Origin of the sequence: Sorangium sp. So ce281 (assembly GCF_051527395.1) — a bacterium.
GTDB classification, from domain to species: Bacteria; Myxococcota_A; Polyangia; order Polyangiales; family Polyangiaceae; genus Sorangium; species Sorangium cellulosum_B.
The window spans coordinates 8,921,058-8,937,813 of record NZ_CP150322.1 but is presented as its reverse complement, the minus strand read 5'-3'; the positions used below and the strand labels follow the sequence as shown (position 1 = coordinate 8,937,813).

The window sequence follows — 16,756 nt, the reverse complement described above, 5'->3', positions numbered from 1 at the left end:
CCGCGCAACCTGAGGGAAAGAAGCTTGGCTTCCATCACCCGCAGAGGAACCATGACCCACGCGTATCGACTCGCCTCCTTCTCGATCCTCGGCTTGCTGATCGCTTGCAGCTCGACGGATCCCGACGTCACGCCCGGCGCCGGCGCGGGCTCTGGAGGAACCTCGGGCGCGGGGCAGACGACCGGCGGGGGTGGCGTGACGACCACGGGCGGTGCCAGTACCACCACGGGCGGAACAGGCGGCGCCGGAGCCACCACCGGCGCAACGGGCGGCGTCCCCGGGGGCGTGGCCGGCACGGGTGGAGCGGGCGCTGGTGGAGCGGGCGCTGGCGGCGGGGACACGGGTGGAGTGGGCGCTGGTGGCGGCGGTACCGGCGGGTCGACCCCGGTCGGGGATCTCCACATCACGGATCCCGTTCCGGGCTTCGCGAGCGTCGCCGGCGGCACGACCGGCGGCGGCACGGATCTGAGCTCGGCCATCACGGTGGGCTCGATGAGCGAGCTCCAGGACGCGGCGAAGGGCTCGACCCCGGCGATCATCCTCGTGAAGCCCGGGAACTACAGCGGGACGCTCGCGCCAGGCGCCAACAAGACGATCATCGGCATCGGCCTCGGCGTGACCATCACCGGCAACATCCGGATGAGCGGCGCCGGCGTGAACAACATCATCCTCCGCAACCTCGCCGTGCGGGGCGCGCGTTGCGCCAGCTACGACGAGTGCAAGGCCGGCGCAGACGCCGTCTACACGGGGAACGGCGCCCACCACGTCTGGCTGGACCATCTGGACATCTCCGACGGTCAGGACGGCAACTGCGACATCACCCAGGGGGCCGACTACGTCACCGTTTCCTGGTCGCGCTTCTACTACACATACGACAAGGAGCACCGGTTCTCGAACCTGATCGCCGGCAGCGACGACGAGCCGGCGAGCCAGGGCAAGCTGCACATCACGTACATGAACAGCCACTGGGGCGAGCGCGTCGATTCACGCCAGCCTCGCGGGCGGTACGGCAACGTCCACATGCTCAACAACTACCACAAGACCGGCGGCGGGCAGATCCACGGCGTGGGCAAGGACATGGCGCTCATCGCCGAGAGCTGCGTCTACGATGAGAACAGGTCGATCTGGACGGACATGGGCAGTCCACGAGGCTGGAAGGGGATCGGCAACCAGGGGACCGGCGACGACTTGAACGACTCGAGGGGCACCGTCTTCGAGATCCCGTACCGCTACACGCCGATGCCGGCGTCCCAGGTCGTCGCGGCGGTCACCTCCAAGGAGTGCGGAGCCGGCAACACCTGCACGCTCGCCTACTGAGAGCTCCCCCCGGCTCGTAGGCCGGAGAGGGCCTCATCGGTTCCGATTCGTCGAAAAGAGCGATGCCCTCGGTCGGAAACATCCATGCAACAAAGGGCGGCCGCCTCAGCCCGGCCGCAATCTCCACGCGAGGCGAGCCCGGCCGTGGGTAGTGCTGTCATTTGAACATGAAGGCGGTAAGGCGGGAAGAAAATCTCAATGATCTTCCCGCCTTACCGCCTTCATGTGAACCCTCTCTGGGCAAATGACAGCACCACCCGGCCGTGAAGCGCGGGAAGCCAGGCGTCCAGGTGAAAAGCAGCCAAAATAATTGCGCATGAGCACGCTGCACGCGCGATTTCTTTGTCATGATTCCCCTTAGGAAGGGGATGACCATGGATAGCATTGGCGAAATCCTCAACAGGAAGGGTCGGAACGTCTACACCATCTCGCCGGACGCGACGGTCTTCGAGGCTGTGCAGTCGATGTGCGTGCGGCGCGTGGGCGCGCTGCTCGTGAGCATCGACGGGTCCCCGAGCGGGATCATCAGCGAGCGGGACGTGATGACACGGGTGATCCTGGCGCGACGCGATCCGGCGGACACGCCCGTCGCGGAGGTGATGACGTGCGGCGTCGTCTGCATCGAGCCGAGCACGCCGGCGCGGCAGGCCATGGCGGTCATGACCGAGCGACGCTGCCGTCACCTGCCCGTGGTCCAGGACGGGCGGGTGGTCGGGATGATCTCGATCGGCGACCTCGTGCACTGGATGAGCCGCGAGCAAGAGGCCGAGATCAAGATGCTGACCGAGTACGTGCAGGGGGTCTACAGCTGAGCGCCCGGCGGGCGGCTGCTTCTCCTCCGGGCTGCCTGTTCCATGGTCCCGCTGGATGGCCCCGGACGGAAAAAAAGATACGCTGTCCGCATGCGCCAGCTTGCTTCGTCCCTCGCCGCCCTCTCGCTCCTGCTCTCGTTCACCCCGCCAGCGCTCGCCGAGGAGACCGTCACGGATGCGCAGTGGGCGAAGTCCCACGGCTTCCGTCTCGGTGTGGAGGCGGACGTGCTCACCAGCACCATCGAGGCGAACCTCCCTGACTGGGAGACCGTGAGCAGCGACGGGGCGAGCGGCGCGTGGGAGGGAAACTCCTTCGTGGCGTCCTTCGCGGCGGTCGCCCAGATCAAGCTGATCGGCGGGCTCCACCTCGACGCCGAGCTGCCGTTTGCGTACGGGAGCAGCCAGGCGAGCGAGCCAGGTGCGGGGGAGCACGACGCGGCGACCATCGCGCCGGAGCTCGAGGGGTTCTTCTTCGGCAATCCCTCGATAGGACTTCACTACGCCGGGAACATTTCCCCCATGCTGATGCTCGTCGGCGGGCTCTCGGTCTCCATCCCCATCACGCAGGATCCGTCCGACGACACGAAGGCGGCCGCGGCGGCGGCGCTGGCCGTGCGCGGGTACTTCGACACGCAGCGGGCGCTCCTGGAGCACGTCCCGCTGCGGGCCCGCGGCGGCATCGAGCTGCGCCCGATCGAGGCGCTGTATGTGCGGAGCGATCTCGTGGCGATGTTCGCCATCCCCACGGGCGGCGGAGACACGGAGTTCTTCATCGAGCAGAGCAACGAGGCGGAGCTGCGCAGCGTGGGCGGGTTCGGGGTTGGCGCGCGGCTCCAGGCCGCGTTCCCGCTCACCCAGACCGACAAGATGCAGCTCGCGGCCGAGCCCTTCGTCGGGGTGGAGCCACCCGCGTCGGGCCTGTACTTCCGGGCCGGGCTGCTCGTGGCGCTGGACGAGCCGCTCGGGTTCGGTCTGGAGCAGGGCAAGCTCGCGACGCTCCGTGTCGCGGTGGGGGCCAGATTCTGAGTCGGCCGCGGCCGCGTGGCGCGAAGGGACAGGGCGTGCGGGGCTGGTCGTGAGCCCCGCGATCCCCTTGAGCCCGGCGACGCTCGCCTCCATTCTCATGCCCACACCGCGCGGCCGCCGAGCGCAGCCGCTTTGCTCGGAGATGATCATGACCCTCAAACGCCCTGCCCTGAACCCCGGCGATCTCGAGCCCCGCACCGGCTCGACGTACCCCGAGTCGCTTCGCGCGCGCGTCACGCCGCGCGAGAAGCGCGCGCTCGGCGACGCGCTCGGCCTGACGAAGGTCGGCGTCAACCTCACCACGCTCTTCCCGGGCAAGGAGTCGGCGCTGCGGCACTACCACTCTCACGAGGACGAGCTCGTATTCGTGCTGGAGGGCGAGGTGGTGCTGCGCACGGACGACGGCGAGCAGGTGCTCACGGCGGGTCAGTGCGCGGGTTTTCCGGCCGGCGCGCCCAACGGGCATCACTTCGTCAATCGCAGCGCCGCGCCAGCGCGTTACCTCGAGATCAGCAACCGCGATCCCGAAGACGGTGTCGAGTATCCCGACGAGGATCTCGCCTTCCGCAAGGTGGGCGGCGAGTTCGTCTTCACGCACAAGGACGGAACACCTTACTGAGTGGATGAGGTGAGCACGTCTCCGGGGAGCGCGCTTCACACGGGGCCTGTCTAGATCTCCGGGTGCGGTCCGCCGTCGAGGACCAGCAGGTCGAGATCGCGGAGCTGCTCGCGGTCGCCCACGACGTCGATCCGGGCGATTTTCCCCTGCGCGAGCGTGAAGCGGAGCACCCGGAAGAGCCGCCCTTGCGGGGCCACGACGATGCCCACGGTGCCGTCCACGAGGGCGGGGCGGGCGAACCTGGCGCCGCGCGCTGCGGGGATCGCCTGCTTGGCCCAGGCGCGCGCGCCGCGGATCTCGCCCCCGGCCGGGGGCTCGGCCGTGGCGTCGGCGTGGATCACGACGTCCGGATCGAGGATCGCCACGAGCGCGTCGAAGTCGCCGCCGCGCATGGCCGCGATGAAGGCGTCGACGAGCTCGCGCTGGCGGCCGACGTCGGCGTCCGGGGACGGGGGCGCGCCCTGCACGCGGCGGCGGGCGCGGCTCGCGAGCTGCCTCGCCGCGGCCGGGGAGCGGCCCACGATGGCGGCGATCTCCTCGAAGGGCACCGCGAACAGGTCGTGCAGCACGAAGGCGAGCCGCTCGGCGGGGGTCAGCGTGTCGAGCACCACGAGCAGCGCGAGGCCGACCGAGTCGGCCAGCACCGCCTCGCGCTCGGGGTCGGTCCCGGCCTCGCGGTCCACGGCGGGGTCGGGCGCGGCCATCGGGTCCTCGCGCCGCGCCTTTCTGGAGCGCAGCATGTCGAGGCACACCCGCGCCACGACCGTCGTCAGCCACCCGCCCAGGTTCTCGACGCCGCTCGTGTCGGCGCGGCTCAGGTGGAGCCAGGACTCCTGCACGGCGTCCTCCGCCTCGCTCAGGGAGCCGAGCATCCGGTACGCCACGGCCTGCAGATGGGCCCGGTGGGCCTCGAACCGCTCCGCCAGCCAACTATTTTCATCCATCGGTCACACTCCCTCGTCGTGCTTCGTCATGGCTGTGACGGACGAACCCTAGCCGATGTGACGACGCGAACGGACGTTCAGCGCCCGGTCACGGTCGGCGAGCACACCCGAGCACCTCGGGAGGAGCACGAACATGCTGAAAGCACGGATGAAGAACCCCGCGATGGTCATCCCCGACGTCATGCAGCCGATCTACGCCCTGATCGGCGCGGTGAAGAAGAGCGGCGTGCCGGCGCGGACGCTCGAGCTCGTCCACCTGCGGGCGAGCCAGATCAACGGGTGCGGCTTCTGCGTCGACATGGGCGCGCGCGAGATGAAGAAGGCGGGCGAGACCGACGAGCGCCTGTTCGCCGTGGCGGCGTGGCGCGAGGCGCCCTACTTCACCGACGCGGAGCGCGCCGCGCTGGCGCTCGCCGAGGCCGAGACGAGGCTCAGCGATCGCGCGGATCCGGTGCCCGATGACGTCTGGGAGGAGGCCGCGCGGCATTACGACGAGCCGGCGCTCGCGGCGCTGACCCTGCACATCGCGCTGACCAACCTCTTCAATCGGGTCAACGTCACCACGAGGCAGATCGCCGGCTCGGTGAAGTTCGAGGCGCGCGCGGACAACCGCTGACGGGGAGAAGATGTGGGATTTGCGTCCTAAGAGCGACCAGAAGGGGCGCTCATGTCCCGGCGCCCGGTGAGCCATGCGGTCCCGGCGGCGGCCAGAAGCGCGGCGGCGCCGAGGACATAGAGCCGGCGCAGGGCGACCCCCGTCTTGTCGGGATCGAAATCGGGGAGCGAGCTCCGCGCGCCGCGCGGCAATACCCAGGCGTCGCTCCCGCCGCCGATCGCGCGCAGCGCGCGCCCGAGCGCCTTCTCGGGCGCCATCCGGCTCTGGACGTACATAATCCAGCGGCTCAGCGGCGTATACCCCTTCGGCTTCTGCTCCATCGACGTGACGACGCGGCGGAGCTCGGCCGCCGTCTCGGAAGCGCTCCCCTCGCCCGGGAGGCGGGCCCATTCCCCGTGACCCGGCAACACCCACGCGAACCTCAGCCAGCCGGCCTCGGCCGCCGCGAGCAGATACCGCACCGAGCGGACCTGGCGCTCCCAATCCTCCCAGCATTGCAATCGATGCGCCACGAGTTGACCCAGGAAGCGCGAGTAGCTCAGGTGATCGCCGGTGAACAGGAAGCGGCCTCGGTACAGGAGGCATAACGAGCCCGGCGTGTGCCCAGGCTGCGGCAATAGCATGATCTCGGCCTCTTTGGCCGCCTCTCTCGAGAGCGGCTGCCCCTCGAGCGAGAGCGGGCCGAGCTCGTTCCCGAGCTTGATCTCCACGTCGCCGGTCGAGGGCATGTACTTGTTCTCACGGAGGCTCACGTCTGCGGCGCCGAGGATGCGGCGGCAACCCGGGAAGCGGCTGGCGAACTCGGCGTGGTGGTTCGTATGGTCCCGGTGCGTCAGAAAGAGCCATCGCACGCCGCCGTGCTCGGCGAGCCAGCGGAAGACCTCCTCGCTCGGCTTCGGGGGATCGATCAGCACCCCGCCTCCGTTGCGCTCGATGAAATAGGACAGGGCGCCGAAGTTCTTGATGGATGGCTGTCCGACGACCCAGACATGATCCTCGATGGGCCGCGGAAAACCGCGCCAAGGTGACCCGAGATCGCCCCGGCGGACCTGCGCCGCGCCCGGCTTGAGCGTGATGGCGCCGAACGGGCACGCCGCGACCGCCGTCCGCGCCGCCATCAGATCTTCCTTGCTCCGCGGCTGCCGCAGCACACCCGTGAAGGCGCCCCTCTCGTAGGAGCCCGGCAGCACCGAGAGGCGGCGGCCTCCCGGGAGGTCGCTGGCCGGCACCACCTCGCCCAGGAGCTCCGGCGCGTAGTTCCGGCACGTGCCGGCGCCGCAGCATTTGCGCGTAACGAAGAGCTCTCCCCACTCCTCAACCTGCATTTCGTCTTGCATCGCGGCACCTCGTGGATGGCAATCGCTGGTAGAGAACCTCTCAGCCGAGCTCGGAGTTCTCCAGTTCTTCGCTGCCAGTCGTGACAGTGTCGAGAACGACGGTAGCTTCTCCCGCTGCGTTTGACCAGGTAGCGGCGGGCGAATAGCCTGTTCGACCAGGCTGCACAATGTTCGATTTCGACGCGATGGCGACGTTCGTGGAGGTGGCGCAGCTCGGGAGCTTCAGCGCGGCGGCGAAAGCGCTGCGGCTGCCGCGTTCGACGGTCAGCGAACGTGTGGCCCGCCTCGAGGCGTCGCTCGGCGTGCGACTCCTCGAGCGCACGACGCGCGTGGTGCGACCGACGAGCGCCGGCGCCGCGTATCACGAGCGCTGCGCGCGCATCCTGTCCGAGATGGAAGAGGCCAACGCCGCGGTGAAGGACCTCGAGTCCTCCCCACGCGGCGTGCTGCGGGTGGCAACGCCGCTCCTGCTCGGCGAATCGTTCCTCGCCAGCGTGGCAGCGGCGTTCACGCAGAGCCATCCCGCCGTGGAGATCGAGATCGTCGCCTCGGACCGCCGCGTGCACCTGATCGAAGACGGCTTTGACGTGGCCATCATGGTCTTCGCTTGCGGCGACGGCTCGAGCCTGATCGCGCAGCGGCTGAAGGGAGGTGACCTGTGGCTGTGCGCGACGCCGTCGTATCTCGAGGCGCGCGGCATGCCGAAGTCGCCTGCCGATCTCGAGGGACACGCGTGCATCGTCTACGGCGAATCGCGCGTGACGCGCTGGACGTAAAAGAGGCGTGCGGCGAGAGCAAATCCGGACATGATCGAGGAGGATGAGGCGCACCGCCTCCGGGGTCCGGCTCGGGCCGCCCCCCGCCGTCCCGGCAGAGCCGTCCCCCGCTGGCGGCATCCGTCCGGCCATCGCCCGCGCGGTGCGCCTCGAACCGCTCCTCAACAGTCGCGGCCGCCGCCTCCCTCGAACTTAAAGCATGTACACGTGGCACCGAAGCCGGCGGTGCCGCCCTTGCACCTGCCACCCGCGTAGCACTTGTGCCGTCGGAACTCTATCGTTCTACAATGGGAATTACACACTGAATCGACACAGAACGGCGCCCGAGCAGCGGTCGGCTCGTCAGTCGGAGCGTCGGCGGCGCCCTCCTCGTCGTCGATCGACATCATGGCGACGTCACCTTCTTCTTCAGCTCCTTCAGACGTCATGCTGTCGAGCGCGGCGCTCTCGGTGATCGGCGCCGCCCGCTCTGGTTGCGGCGATCCATTTTTACCTGCCACGGTCGTCTCGTCAAACACGCCACAGCAGGCGCAGCCGACGAGGGCCAGAATCGACAAAATGGCGCAGTTTCGCATGGTATCCCCCCAATTCGTGCTGACAATGCTGATATAGGAGCGAATTCGCACGCCACCGGAGGTGTGCGAGCTCGCCTGCATTCTCTGGTGCCCGAGCGCTACTGCGTCAACGCGAGTGAAGCTGGGCCCGAGTCCCAGACGGCGTGCGCGGCGCCCCGGGCAGATCCTTCGCCTCCCATGCCGCTGCTTCCGAGTTCGCCTTCGACTTGCAACGACGGGCGATGAGCAGCTCGATCCCTCACGCAAGTGCGCAACGAGTTGGGCGCACAGAGGATCCATTCGCCTCTGAACCCTCCTGCGCCTCATCGTGCCGTCGCGCACCCGGTGCCCGCTCTGTTCGCCGCGCACACCTCATCGCGCAGGAGCCGGCTTCTTTTACTTCTTTTACTTGTACTTGGAGAGCCTAACACGCTGACTGGTGCGCGGAGCCAACCGAGCAGAAGCCCGCTCGGTCGCCGAGAAGCGCTGAGGCGGCCACGGCCTTGTCGTGCAGCAGAGGCTGCCCGAAAAAATCTCCAGACTAAGGATCGCTGGTCGCATTCCGTCCTGCTCGACGCTAGATGATGCTCCGACAGCAGCACCCCTGAAGGACGCGAGGGGGGCAACGATGGAGCTGCGGGATTACACGCTGGAAAAGGTAATCTACGACGGCAACGAGACACGGGTATGGCGCGCGGTCCATGTCCCCTCGGGGGCGCGCGTGGCGATCAAGATCCCGGTGGCCGAGGTGGCCAGTCCGCGCGTGATGGGGCGGCTGATCCACGAGCACCAGGTGCTCATGCAGCTCGCCGAGGTGCCGGGGGTGGCGCGCGCGCGGGCGCTGGAGCAGCGGGGCGGCACCGCGGCGCTGGTGCTGGAGGATCCCGGCCTCGGGTCGCTCGATCGCCTGCTCGCCAAGCAGGGGCGCGTGCCGGTCGGGGCGGCGCTGCGGCTCGGCCGGCTCCTTTCACGGGTGCTCGAGGGGGTGCACGCCGCTGGCGTGATGCACAAGGACATCAAGCCGCAAAACGTGCTGGTGGACGCGGCGTGCGAGAGGGTCACGCTGCTCGACTTCGGCATCGCCTCGCTGCTGTCCCAGGAGGCGACCGAGGCGAGCATTCCCGAGGCGCTGGAGGGGACGCTTGTCTATATTTCCCCGGAGCAGACGGGGCGCACGGCGCGCGCGCTCGATACGCGCACGGACCTCTATTCGCTGGGGGTGACGCTCTTCGAGGTGATGTCGGGGCGGCTGCCGTTCACGGAGCGCGATCCGCTCTCGCTGGTGCACGCGCACCTGGCCAAGGACCCGCCTCCGCTCGACGCCGTCGCCCCGGAGGTGCCGAGGGCCGTGGCGGCCATCGTGGCGAAGCTCCTGGCCAAGGATCCCGAGCGGCGCTACCAGACGGCCCGCGGCGCGGCCGAGGATCTGGAGGCGTCCCTCCGTCAATGGGACGAGCGGGGCACGGTCGAGCCGTTCGGCCTGGGAAGAAAGGACTTCTCGCGAAAGCTCCGGTTGCCGCAGGTGCTCGTGGGGCGGGAGCGCGACGTCGAGCGGGTGGGCGAGTCCTTTGCGCGCGCCGCGCAGGGCATGACGGAGCTCCTGCTCGTCGGCGGCCCCTCGGGCATCGGCAAGACGGCGCTGGTGCGCACGGTCTACAGGGACATCGCGCAGGCGGGGCGTGGGCTCCTGATCGCGGGCAAGCACGATCAGCTCGCGCGGTCGACGCCTTACGCGGCGCTGGCGCAAGCGTTCGGGGCGCTGATGCGCCAGTGGCTCTCCAGCCCGGAGGCGGTGCTCGAGGCCTGGCAAGAGCGGATCCGGCGCGAGGTCGGGGACAACGCGCGGCTCATCGCGGACGTGGTGCCGGAGCTCGACCTGGTCATGGGCAAGCTGCCGCCGGTGCCGCCGGTGGAGGGCGAGCAGGTGCTCAACCGGCAGAAGCTGACGTGGCTGAATTTCGTGCGAGCCGTCACGGCGCCGAACCCGCCGCTGGTGATGTTCCTGGACGACATGCAATGGGCCGACAGCGCCACGCTGATCATCCTGCAGACATTGCTGACGGACGTGGAGCGCAAATGGCTGCTGGTGATCGCGGCGTACCGCGACAACGAGACGCCGCCCGAGCACCCGCTGTGGAAGCTCGTGGAGGCGGTGGAAAAGAGCGAGGCCAACGTCTCGCGGATGACGGTGGGCCCGCTGTCGGCAGAGCAGGTGCAAAAGTGGTGCTCGCGGACGCTGGAGAGCGAGCCCGCGCGGGTGGAGCCGCTGGCGCGCGTGCTCTCGCGCAAGACCCGCGGAAACCCCTTCTTCCTGGAGCAGCTGCTGCTCTCGCTGCACCGGCAGAAGCAGGTGGAGAGGGACCCGGAGACCGGGGCGTGGCGGTGGGAGCAATCGTCGCTGGAGAAGGCGGGCGTCACCGATAACGTGGTGGCGCTCTTGACCAACAAGGTTCGTGAGATGCCCGAGCCGACGCAGCAGCTCCTGGGGCTCGCGGCCTGCGCAGGCCACACGTTCCACCTGCACGACCTGGAGCGGCTCAGCGGGTGGGAGCGGGCTCGCGTGACGGGGGCGTTATGGCCGGCGCTGGACGCAGAGCTGGTGGTGCCGGTCGACGGGGCCTACCGCCCCGCGCAGGCGCTCGGGGTCATCGGCGCGGCGGCGATGGACGCGGTCTACCGGTTCCTGCACGACCGCGTGCAGCAGGCGAGTTACGAGCGGATCTCGCCGGAGCAGCGGGTGCTCGCGCACCTCGAGATCGGCCGTCGGCTAGAGGCGCGTCATCGCGCCGAGGGGGGGACGGCCCAGCAATTCCTGGAGCTCGTGCGGCACCTGAACCTGGGCGCGGCGCGGCTCGAGTCCGTGGAGGAGCGCAAGGAGCTCGCGCGGCTGAACCTGGAGGCCGCGCGCGCCGCGAAGGCGGCGAGCTCGTACCGGTTGATGACCCACCTGCTGGACAGCGCCCAGGCGCTCCTCGGCGAGCGGGCCTGGGAGCAGGAGCGCGCGCTGTCGGCGGAGATCGGGCTCGAGCGCCTGGAGGCCGCCTATCTGCTGCGGGAGTTCGACGACGTCGAAGCGCGGGCGCTCGCCTTGCTGGACAGGCCTCTTCCGGAGGTCGCCTGGCTCTCGGCGCAGGAGATCCGCACGCGCTGCTGCGTCGCCACGGGCCAGTACACCCGGGGAATCGGGCTCGGGATGGCGGCCCTGGCGAAGCAGGGCATCACGTTCCCCGACACGGATGAGGCGTGCCAGGTCGCGCTCCTGCGGGAGTCCACCGCGCTGGATCGATGGCTCGATCGCGCGCCGGACGGGTTTGATCGAATGCAGGTCGATCCGTCGCTGGAGCACCGGCTCATCGATGCCCTGATGACGCAGGCGCAGCTCTGCGCGATCTACGGTGGCCGGCCGATGTTGTATTCGCTCGTCATCGCCCGCATCGTGTCCGAGGCGATACGGCGGGACGCGCTCACGCCCGCCGCCACCCTCATGATCTGCAGCTTCGCCAACGCGTGGTCGGTGGCGACGGGCATGTATCGCCGCACCATGCGCTGGCTCACGCCCGGGGTGCGCGCCGCAGAGCGCGTGGGCTCCCCGATGCTCCCCGAGTGCCTCGCGCTCAAGGGGATCTACCTCGGCCACGCGAGGCCCATCGATGAAGCGTCCCTCGTCTATGAGCAAGCCATCGCAGCCGGCCTGAAGATCGGGTCGTTTCAAGGCACGAGCTGGGGGCTCCTGTGCGACCTGCTCTACTACCGGCTGTGGCGCGGCCTGCCGCTCGGCCAGGTCGACGCGCAGCACAAGGCGCGCTGGGAGCTGGTGCAGCGCGCAGGGGACGCCGTCGGGCGGCACCACTTCGAGCTGGTCGCGTCCTTTTGCGAGGTCTTGATGTCTCCCGACGGCGCCGAGCGCCTCCTGGAGGAGGAGCCGTTGCCGCGAGGCTCTCGCTCCCTCCTTGCCGACGGGGACAGGTACACCGGAGGGTTCGCTCGTACCCTGGAAGGGTATCTGTTCTGCGCCGTCGGCAAGTGGGAGCGGGCGCTGTCGAGGATGCGGGAGGCGGAGCAATTCCAGGCAGACCTCCTCGGGATCCCGATGGTGACAGACATCGCGCTCTTTCTCGCGCTCGCGGCGGCGAAGCGCTGGCCCGACGCCGTCACGGACGAGGAACGGGCGCGGCTGCGGCAGCACATCGAGCACGGCCTCGCGCGATTGCGCTACTTCACCGAAGGCTGCGAGGCCAATTTCCTCCACAAACTGCGCCTCGGCGAGGCGGAATACGCCCGCGTCCTGGGCAAGCCCGAGGAGGCAGCGGCCAGATACGACGAGGCCATCGAGCTGGCCCGCGAGCACCGCTTCCTGCACATCGAGGCCCTGGCAGCCCAGCTCGCCGCCGAGTCTCGGCTGGAGGCGGGCAAGAGCCATGTCGGGGCGATGTACCTGCGCGAGGCGCGCGACGCCTACGCGCGCTGGGGTGCTGACGCGGTGGCCGCCCATCTGGGCGCGAGGTATCCCGCCTTGCTCAAGGCGCCCATGCACGAGTCGGCCTCCGACCGCACGACCGTGACGGCGACCACCACGACCACGGGCGGGTCCACGGGCGCGCATTTCGACGTGAAGACCGCGGTGCGCGCGGCGCAGGCGCTCTCGGGCGAGCTCGACCCGGGGCGCGTGGTGGGCCGGCTGATGGAGCTCACGCTGGAGAACGCGGGGGCGCAGCGCGGCGCCCTGGTGCTCAGCGAAGGGGAGGCGCTCTCGGTCGTCGCTCGTTTATGGGTGGAGGGGACCCGCATCGAGGCGGGCCTGTCGGAGCCGCTCGGGCGGAGCCACGACGTGCCGGTGGCGGTGGTGCAATACGCGGCCCGCACGGGCGAACCGGTGGTGACGGGCGACGCGCGGTCCGACGCGCGCTTCGCCGGCGACCCGTACCTGGCATTGCACGCGGTGCTCTCGCTGCTGGCGCTGCCCTTGACGCATCGGGGCCACGTGGTGGGCGTGCTGTACCTGGAGCACCGCGACGTGCCGTCGGCGTTCCCTCCGGCGCGCGTGGAGCTCCTGTCGGTGCTCGCCTCGCAGGCGGCGATCGCCGTCGAGAACGCCGCGCTGTACCGGGACCAGGAGGTCAAGATCCAGGAGAGGACGGCGGAGCTGCGGATCGCCAAGGAGGCGGCCGACCGCGCCAACCGCGCGAAGAGCGATTTCCTCTCGAGCATGAGCCACGAGCTGCGCACGCCCCTCAATGGCATCCTGGGCTACGCCCAGTTCCTCCTGCGAGCGCCCGAGCTCTCGCCGAAGAGCCGCGAAGGGGTGCAGATCGTGAAGAAATCGGGCGAGCACCTGCTGGCGTTGCTCAACGACCTCCTGGACCTGGCGAAGATCGAGGCAGGCAAGATGGAGCTCGTCCCGCGGAGGTTCGACTTTGCCTCCTTCGTGCACAACGTGGCGGATCTCTGCGGCGTGCGCGCCGAACAGAGGGGCATCGCCTTCACCCACGAGGTGCGGGGCCCGGCGCTCGCCGCCGTGCACGCGGACGAGAAGCGCTTGACGCAGGTGTTCCTGAACCTGCTCGGCAACGCCATCAAGTTCACCGAGCGCGGCGCGGTCACCCTGCTCGTCGACGTGCTGGACGACGGCGGAGATGGTCCGCGCGACGTGCGCTTCCGGATCGAGGACACGGGCACCGGCATCGCCCCCGAGCACCTCGCGCGCATCTTCGAGCCCTTCGAGCAGGTGGGAGACCAGCGGGTGAAGAGCGAGGGCACGGGGCTCGGCCTCGCCATCAGCAAGAGGATCATCGAGCAGCTGGGCGGGACCATCCATGTCGAGAGCGAGCTCGGCAAAGGCAGCGCGTTCACCGTGACGCTCACGCTCGCCGAGGCGCTCTCTTCCGCGGCCGCCGACGACGCCCTGGCGTGGGCCACGATCACCGGGTATCGCGGCGAGCGCCGCAAGATCCTCGTCGTGGACGACAACCCCGGCAACCGCGCTTTGTACTGCGATCTGCTGGTCCCCATCGGCTTCGACCTCGTCGAGGCCGACGGCGGCGAATCCGCGCTGCGGCTCGCCCTGGAGCACAGGCCGGCGCTGATCCTGATGGACCTGGCCATGCCAGGCCTGGACGGCAATGAGACCACGCGCCGCCTCCGGCGGATGCCCGAGCTCGACGGGGTGGTGATCCTGGCCTCGTCGGCGAACGTCGCCGCCGCCGAACAGCCGAAGGGGGCCCACGCCGGCTGGGACGACTTCTTGCCGAAGCCGGTGCATGCCAGCCTGCTCTTCGAGAAGATCGCGCGTTGTCTCCGCGTGGAATGGACGCATGAACCGGTGAACGCCGCCGCCCCCGCGGTGGTGAAGGGGGATGACGCGCTTGCGCCGCCCTCGGCCGAACAGCTATCGCTGCTGTCCCGGCTGGTGGCGTCGGGCCGTATCCGGAAGGTGCTGGTGGAGGCGGAGCGCATGCAGCAAAATGAGCCGCGGCTCCGCCCCTGGCTCGATCAGCTCCAGACGCTGGCGCGGACGTACCAGCTGCGGAAGCTGCAGGAGTTCGTCGAGGAGCACGCCGCGGTAGGCCAGGTGGTGGCCGACGGTCAGCGATCATGAGCAGAGCCTCCGCGCCCGGCGCTCGTGAGGCCACGATCCTCATCGTGGACGACATGCCCACGAACCTGGCCCTGCTCGTGGATCATCTGGAATCCGCGGGGCATCAGGCGCTCGCCGCCGAGGACGCGGAGGCGGCCCTGAAGCGAGCCAGCCTCATGAAACCCGACCTGATCCTGCTGGACGTGGTGATGCCTGGGATCGACGGGTTCGAGACCTGCCGGCGCCTGAAGGCGGCCGAGGGCACCCGAGACATCCCGGTGATCTTCATGACCTGCCTCGGAGAAGTGGCGGACAAGCTCGTGGGGTTCGAGGCGGGGGGCGTCGATTACATCACCAAACCGTTCGAGATCGAAGAGGTGCTCGCGCGGATCAGGACGCACCTGAGCTTGCGCGAGGCGCAGAAGGAGCTCGAGGCGAAGAACGCGCAGCTCCTGCGTGCCCACCAGGAGCTCGAACAACGGGTGCGAGCGCGCACGGCCGAGCTGGCGAGCTCGAACGCCGCGCTCGAGGCGGAGAACGCCGAGCGCCGGCGCGCGGAGGTCGCTTTGCGCGAGAGCCAGCACCTGCTTCAGGCGATCATCGACAACTCCACGGCGGTCATCTTCGTCAAGGACCTCGAAGGACGCTATTTGATGGTCAACCGCCGCCACGAAGAGCTGTTTCATGTGACCACGCGGTCGATCGCCGGCAAGACCGATTATGACCTGTTCCCCGCGGAGTGCGCCGACGCCCTTCGCGCTTTCGACCGGCGGGCGGTGGCGGCCGGGGGGCCGCTGGAGATGGAAGAGATCGTGCCCCAGGACGATGGGCTCCACACGTACATCGCGATCAAGTGTCCGCTCTTCGACGAGTCGGGCAGGGTGTATGCGGTCTGCGGGATCTCCACGGACATCAGCGATCGAAAGCGGACCGAGGCGGAGCGGGAGATGCTCCTCTCTCGCGAGCGGGCGGCGCGGGCGGAGCTCGAGCGTACGGGGCGGCTGAAGGACGAGTTCCTGGCGCTCTTGAGCCACGAGCTGCGGACGCCGCTCACCGCGATCCTCGGCTGGTCGCAGCTGCTCCGCATGCGCGGCCCGTCGGACGAGATCCTGGGCCGGGCGCTCGGGACGATCGAGCGGAACGCGCGCGCGCAATCCAAGCTCGTCGACGATCTCCTGGACATGTCGCGCATCATCAGCGGGCGGATGAGCCTCGACGTGGAGGTGGTCGATCTGACCGAGATGCTCGAGACGCTGCTGGAGTCGGCGGAGCCGGCGGCGAGGGCGAAGGGGATCCGCCTGGAGCTCAGCGTCGAGTCGGCCGGAGAACAGGTCACGGGGGACCCGAATCGCCTCCAGCAGATCGTGTGGAATCTGGTCAGCAACGCGATGAAGTTCACGCGGCAAGGCGGGCAGGTGAAGGTGTCGCTGCGCCGCGAGGGGACGTACGCGCGCCTCGTGGTGAGCGACACGGGGATCGGCATCGCGCCGGAGTTCTTGCCGTACGTATTCGAGCAATTCCGGCAAGCAGACGCCTCGACCACGCGCGAGTACGGCGGGCTGGGTCTGGGTCTCTCGATCGTGCAGCACCTGGTGGAGCTGCACGGGGGGACGGTGGAGGCGACCAGCGCAGGGAGGGATCAGGGGGCGAGCTTCACGGTGAAGCTGCCGCTTTCGGCCAAGCACGCCGAGGCGCTGGCCGGCGAAGAGCCGCCGACGACGCCGCAGCGCCGGCCGCCATGGCACCGCTCCGGGGAGCTCTTGAGCCTGAAGGGGGTGCGGGTGCTTGTGGTGGACGACGAGCCGGACACGCGAGAGCTGCTCCTGCGGATACTGGCGGAGTGCCAGGCGGAGGTGCGGACGGCGGGGTCGGTCGTGGAGGCGCTGGCGGAGCTGGAGCGGGACCAGCCGACGGTCCTGGTGAGCGACATCGGTATGCCGCACGAGGGCGGGTATGAGCTGATCCAGAAGGTGCGGCAGTTGCCGGAAGAGCGTGGAGGGAGCGTGCCGGCGCTGGCGTTGACCGCCTTTGCGCGCGCCGAGGATCGCGCGCGGGCGCTCATGGCCGGATACCAGATGCACCTGGCCAAGCCGGTGAAGCCACCGGACCTGGTGGCGCACGTGGCGACCTTGGCCGGGCGAATCCACGGCGGGGCGAGATGAGGATCGACGCTGCCTGCTC

Annotated in this window: 11 protein-coding genes; 8 read left to right on the top strand and 3 right to left on the bottom strand. The window is 69.3% G+C overall.

The genetic code is table 11. From position 1 onward, the window contains the following. The first annotated feature begins 51 nt into the window (after nucleotides 1–51). From WMF27_RS33900 to WMF27_RS33885, 4 genes are all read left to right on the top strand, one after another. Entirely contained in the window at nucleotides 52–1,317 is a 1,266-nt protein-coding gene (locus WMF27_RS33900; protein ID WP_437764728.1) for a pectate lyase family protein, read from the top strand. 374 nt (nucleotides 1,318–1,691) lie between these two features. Further along, the gene (locus WMF27_RS33895) at nucleotides 1,692–2,129 is read left to right on the top strand and encodes a CBS domain-containing protein (protein ID WP_437764729.1); all 438 of its coding nucleotides are present in this window, start codon (nucleotides 1,692–1,694) and stop codon (nucleotides 2,127–2,129) included. A 90-nt stretch (nucleotides 2,130–2,219) separates the two neighbouring features. Next, nucleotides 2,220–3,155 (top strand): hypothetical protein, encoded by a 936-nt coding sequence (locus tag WMF27_RS33890; RefSeq protein ID WP_437764730.1) that lies wholly within the window; start codon nucleotides 2,220–2,222, stop codon nucleotides 3,153–3,155. Between the two features lie 148 nt (nucleotides 3,156–3,303). Continuing rightward, nucleotides 3,304–3,774, top strand: coding sequence for a cupin domain-containing protein (locus WMF27_RS33885; RefSeq protein ID WP_437764731.1), 471 nt, complete (start codon nucleotides 3,304–3,306; stop codon nucleotides 3,772–3,774). Nucleotides 3,775–3,824: 50 nt separating this feature from the next. Here WMF27_RS33885 and WMF27_RS33880 read toward each other — a convergent pair whose 3' ends face one another. Next, on the bottom strand, nucleotides 3,825–4,718 hold the full coding sequence (locus WMF27_RS33880) for a sigma-70 family RNA polymerase sigma factor (protein ID WP_437764732.1): 894 nt from the start codon (nucleotides 4,716–4,718) through the stop codon (nucleotides 3,825–3,827). Nucleotides 4,719–4,854: 136 nt separating this feature from the next. Between WMF27_RS33880 and WMF27_RS33875 the strand changes: the two genes are divergently transcribed. Further along, nucleotides 4,855–5,334 carry a carboxymuconolactone decarboxylase family protein gene (locus tag WMF27_RS33875; RefSeq protein ID WP_437769972.1) on the top strand — a complete coding sequence of 160 codons (480 nt, stop codon included), beginning with the start codon at nucleotides 4,855–4,857 and terminating at the stop codon, nucleotides 5,332–5,334. 26 nt (nucleotides 5,335–5,360) lie between these two features. Here the strand turns inward: WMF27_RS33875 and WMF27_RS33870 are convergent, their stop codons facing one another. Then, nucleotides 5,361–6,671 carry an MBL fold metallo-hydrolase gene (locus tag WMF27_RS33870; protein WP_437764733.1) on the bottom strand — a complete coding sequence of 437 codons (1,311 nt, stop codon included), beginning with the start codon at nucleotides 6,669–6,671 and terminating at the stop codon, nucleotides 5,361–5,363. 167 nt (nucleotides 6,672–6,838) lie between these two features. On the opposite strand from WMF27_RS33870, the gene WMF27_RS33865 reads away from it, so the two are divergent. Continuing rightward, entirely contained in the window at nucleotides 6,839–7,447 is a 609-nt protein-coding gene (locus tag WMF27_RS33865; protein ID WP_437943256.1) for a LysR family transcriptional regulator, read from the top strand. Between the two features lie 161 nt (nucleotides 7,448–7,608). Here the strand turns inward: WMF27_RS33865 and WMF27_RS33860 are convergent, their stop codons facing one another. Further along, a complete protein-coding gene (locus tag WMF27_RS33860; protein WP_437764734.1) occupies nucleotides 7,609–8,022 on the bottom strand; it encodes a hypothetical protein in 414 nt (137 codons plus the stop codon). Nucleotides 8,023–8,629: 607 nt separating this feature from the next. Here WMF27_RS33860 and WMF27_RS33855 point away from each other — a divergent pair. Continuing rightward, nucleotides 8,630–14,596, top strand: coding sequence for an AAA family ATPase (locus tag WMF27_RS33855; RefSeq protein WP_437764735.1), 5,967 nt, complete (start codon nucleotides 8,630–8,632; stop codon nucleotides 14,594–14,596). Continuing rightward, on the top strand, nucleotides 14,593–16,737 hold the full coding sequence (locus tag WMF27_RS33850; RefSeq protein ID WP_437764736.1) for a response regulator: 2,145 nt from the start codon (nucleotides 14,593–14,595) through the stop codon (nucleotides 16,735–16,737). The genes WMF27_RS33855 and WMF27_RS33850 overlap by 4 nt, the downstream gene beginning before the upstream one ends. Nucleotides 16,738–16,756 lie beyond the last annotated feature (19 nt).